A 3,676-nucleotide genomic window follows, 5' to 3' on the forward strand; every position below is an offset into this window, starting at 1 on the left:
GGACCTGCCCAGCGTCGAATGGGTGCCCGCCTGGGCCTTGGCACGCTGCCAGCGCACCACGCGATGCAGGATGTCCGCACGCGGCTCCAGCCCGAAGATGTCGTCGGACAACTCGATGTCCCCGGCCTTGCCCGAGGCGAGCGAAATCACGTCGAGTTTCATTTGCTCTCGTCTCCCTCAGGGGCAGCGGTCTCGCCCTCAGCCGCGATGGAGGCCTGGGCTTCGGCCAGCGCGGCTTCCTGCGCGGCGGCTTCGGCTTCGGCCGCAGCCAGACGCGCGGCCTCTTCCTCGGCCGCGGCCTGGGCAGCGGCTTCCTCGGCCAGACGCTTGGCTTCACGTTCGGCCGAACGCAGCGCGGCCGGATAGATCGTGCTCTCGGCCAACGGCTTCTTCACGGCGTCCTTGATCGTGACCCAGCCGCCCTTGGAACCGGGAACCGACCCCTTGACCATGATGAGGCCACGGTCGGCGTCGGTGCGCACGACCTGCAGGTTCTGGGTGGTGACGCGCACCGCGCCCAGATGGCCGGCCATCTTCTTGCCCTTGAACACCTTGCCGGGGTCCTGGCACTGGCCGGTCGAGCCATGCGAGCGGTGGCTGATCGACACGCCGTGCGAGGCGCGCAGACCGCCGAAGTTGTGCCGCTTCATGGCACCGGCAAAGCCCTTGCCGATCGAGGTGCCCGCGATGTCCACATACTGCCCGGCAAAGTAATGGGCGGCAATAATCTCCTCGCCCACTTCGATCAGGTTTTCCGGGGCCACCCGGAACTCGGCGATCTTGCGCTTGGGCGCGACATTCGCTTTCGCGAAATGGCCGCGCATCGGGGCGGTGACGTTCTTGGGCTTCGCATCGCCCGAGCCGAGCTGCACGGCGGTATAGCCGTCACGCTCGGCCGTGCGCTGCGCCACGACCTGAAGGTTGTCGATCTGAAGAACGGTGACAGGCACCTGACGGCCGTCTTCCAGGAACAGCCGGGTCATGCCCAGCTTCTTGGCGATGATACCAGTCCGCAGCATGATGGCCCCCTTACACCTTGATCTCGACATCCACGCCAGCGGCGAGGTCGAGCTTCATCAGGGCGTCCACGGTCTGGGGCGTGGGATCGACGATGTCCAGCAGACGCTTGTGCGTGCGGATTTCCCACTGGTCGCGGGATTTCTTGTCGATATGCGGGCCGCGCAGGACGGTGAATTTCTCGATCTTGTTCGGCAGCGGGATCGGGCCGCGCACCTGCGCGCCGGTCCGCTTGGCGGTGTTCACGATCTCCGCAGTGCTGGCGTCCAACACGCGGTAATCGAACGCCTTGAGCCGGATACGGATGGTCTGGCTTTGCATCAAAGCATCCCTCGAATGGGGATTTCAGTCGAGAGGCTGACCGCGCACCACGCGAGGCCAGCGTCGGACCTTGGGCAGAAAAACTGCAAGGCCGCCCCCATAGCGGGCGGCCTTGGCAGATGCAACCGATTCGGGCGCGCGAGGGCGGAAGCGGCGGCGATGGGAGCTTGTGGAGGATTGGGCGGCGGGTGTCAAGTATCCGCCTCCGGAAGTCCGGCTAGATCGCCATGATCCAAAGCCAGAGCTGCCAACCAGCAACGCAAGTCGATATTGCAGCTCCCGCCGCCCCTACAACCTTCATTGCGCGATGTTCGAAAGCGCGGTCCAGCATCACTCCAACGCCCCTGGATGCTGTACGGAGCTTTCCCTTGACCAGCTTTTCGAGAACTGACTGCAGGAAACCTACCTTTGTAAGCGTAGAGTTGTGCATCCGAATGAACTCGCAGTTCTTGAATGCGTGCACCTCTTCCTCGCCTGTGAGAAAGTGTCGGTGAATGCCGCCATTGAGCTCCATGAGAGATTTTAGCTTGGGGTGCCGCGCGTAGGCGCTGCCGTACTTGTCAGAAAGCATATCATTCAGGTTCAGCCGGCGCTCGACCGGAATAACAGCCGCGTCGGCTCCACCGAGAACCCTGTAGCGATGTTCAAGGTGCTCGAATCCATAGGTGAGATTTCGCATGTTCCAATGGATCCAGAACTTGTCTCGCCGCTCACGAACGAACGCGTAGAAGTCCTGCAAGAGCTTGGCTTCGACTTCGTCAAACCGACGAAGGACGTCCTCCCTTGCTATGCGTAGTTCTTCCGCAACTGAGTGCGTGGAAAAGCTGACGACTTGGTCAGTCGCGTAGTGGGAAACGGCGATCGACGTGATTCTGGGCGAAAGCGCCTCGTTGTCGTCAAAGAGGCTCTGACAGGAATAGTGGATGACATAGAAGTTCTCAGGCGTCTTCTTCAGCGCCTTGACAAATTCCGCACTCGAATAGATTGCCACTAGGCCCGTCCATCGCCAAGAACCCTATCATACCCAGACATAGGACGGGTGCTCAATTCCGCAAGTAGGTGTGCGTGACGCTCTAAACTTCTAGTGTGTGCATCTAATGAAAAAGCCGCCCCTTTCGGGACGGCTATTTGTTGCGATATCCTCAGGCCCAAAGGCCTTAGATCACTCGATGATTTTCGAGACGACGCCGGCGCCGACGGTGCGGCCGCCTTCGCGGATGGCGAAGCGCAGCTTTTCTTCCATCGCGATGGGGGCGATCAGTTCGACCTCGAACTTCAGGTTGTCGCCCGGCATCACCATCTCGGTGCCCTCGGGCAGCTTGACGGTCCCGGTCACGTCCGTGGTGCGGAAATAGAACTGCGGGCGATAGTTGGCGAAGAACGGGGTGTGGCGGCCGCCCTCCTCCTTGGTCAGGATATAGGCCTCGGCCTCGAACCGGGTGTGCGGCTTGACCGAGCCGGGCTTGGCCAGAACCTGGCCGCGCTCGACCCCGTCGCGGTCGATGCCGCGCAGCAGCGCCCCGATGTTGTCGCCCGCCTCGCCGCGATCGAGCAGCTTGCGGAACATCTCGACCCCGGTGCAGATCGTCTTCTTCGTCGGGCGGATGCCCACGATCTCCAGCTCGTCGCCCACGTTGACCGCGCCGCGCTCGACCCGGCCCGTCACCACCGTGCCCCGGCCCGAAATCGAGAACACGTCCTCGATCGGCATCAGGAACGGCTGGTCGATGGCGCGCTCGGGCGTCGGGATGTAATCGTCCACCGCCTTCAGCAGCGCCCGGATCGAATCCTCGCCGATCTCCTTGTCGCGCCCTTCCAGCGCCGCCAGCGCCGAGCCCTTCACGATCGGGATGTCGTCGCCGGGATAGTCATAGGAGGACAGCAGTTCGCGCACCTCCATCTCGACCAGCTCCAGCAGCTCCTCGTCATCGACCTGGTCGACCTTGTTCAGATACACGACCATGTAGGGAATGCCGACCTGGCGGCCCAGCAGGATGTGCTCGCGCGTCTGCGGCATCGGCCCGTCGGCGGCGTTCACCACCAGGATGGCGCCGTCCATCTGCGCCGCACCCGTGATCATGTTCTTGACGTAGTCGGCGTGGCCGGGACAGTCCACATGCGCATAGTGGCGCGCGTCGGTCTCGTATTCCACATGCGTGGTCGAGATCGTGATCCCCCGCGCCTTCTCCTCCGGCGCGTTGTCGATCTGGTCATAGCCCTTGAAATCGCCGAAATACTTCGTAATCGCCGCCGTCAGCGTCGTCTTGCCGTGGTCAACGTGACCGATCGTCCCGATGTTGACGTGCGGTTTCGTCCGTTCGAATTTTGCCTTTGCCAT

General features: G+C 62.5%; 4 protein-coding genes and 1 pseudogene. All 5 read right to left on the minus strand.

Annotated elements, in window-relative coordinates; genetic code table 11:
* On the minus strand, nucleotides 1–162 hold a 162-nt coding region (gene rplD / locus Q0581_RS09215), incomplete at its 3' end, for a 50S ribosomal protein L4 (RefSeq protein WP_298699624.1).
* 224 nt (nucleotides 163–386) lie between these two features.
* Nucleotides 387–1,019, minus strand: a pseudogene (gene rplC / locus Q0581_RS09220) (50S ribosomal protein L3); the annotation flags it as partial.
* 10 nt (nucleotides 1,020–1,029) lie between these two features.
* Nucleotides 1,030–1,338, minus strand: coding sequence for a 30S ribosomal protein S10 (gene rpsJ / locus Q0581_RS09225; protein ID WP_036717366.1), 309 nt, complete (start codon nucleotides 1,336–1,338; stop codon nucleotides 1,030–1,032).
* 217 nt (nucleotides 1,339–1,555) lie between these two features.
* Complete coding sequence (locus Q0581_RS09230) at nucleotides 1,556–2,329, minus strand: hypothetical protein (RefSeq protein WP_298699621.1); 774 nt, start codon at nucleotides 2,327–2,329, stop codon at nucleotides 1,556–1,558.
* Between the two features lie 171 nt (nucleotides 2,330–2,500).
* Nucleotides 2,501–3,676 (minus strand): elongation factor Tu (gene tuf, locus Q0581_RS09235; protein WP_298699623.1); only part of this gene is annotated, 1,176 nt, incomplete at its 5' end.

Source organism: uncultured Brevundimonas sp., assembly GCF_937863155.1.
Lineage (GTDB): Bacteria > Pseudomonadota > Alphaproteobacteria > Caulobacterales > Caulobacteraceae > Brevundimonas.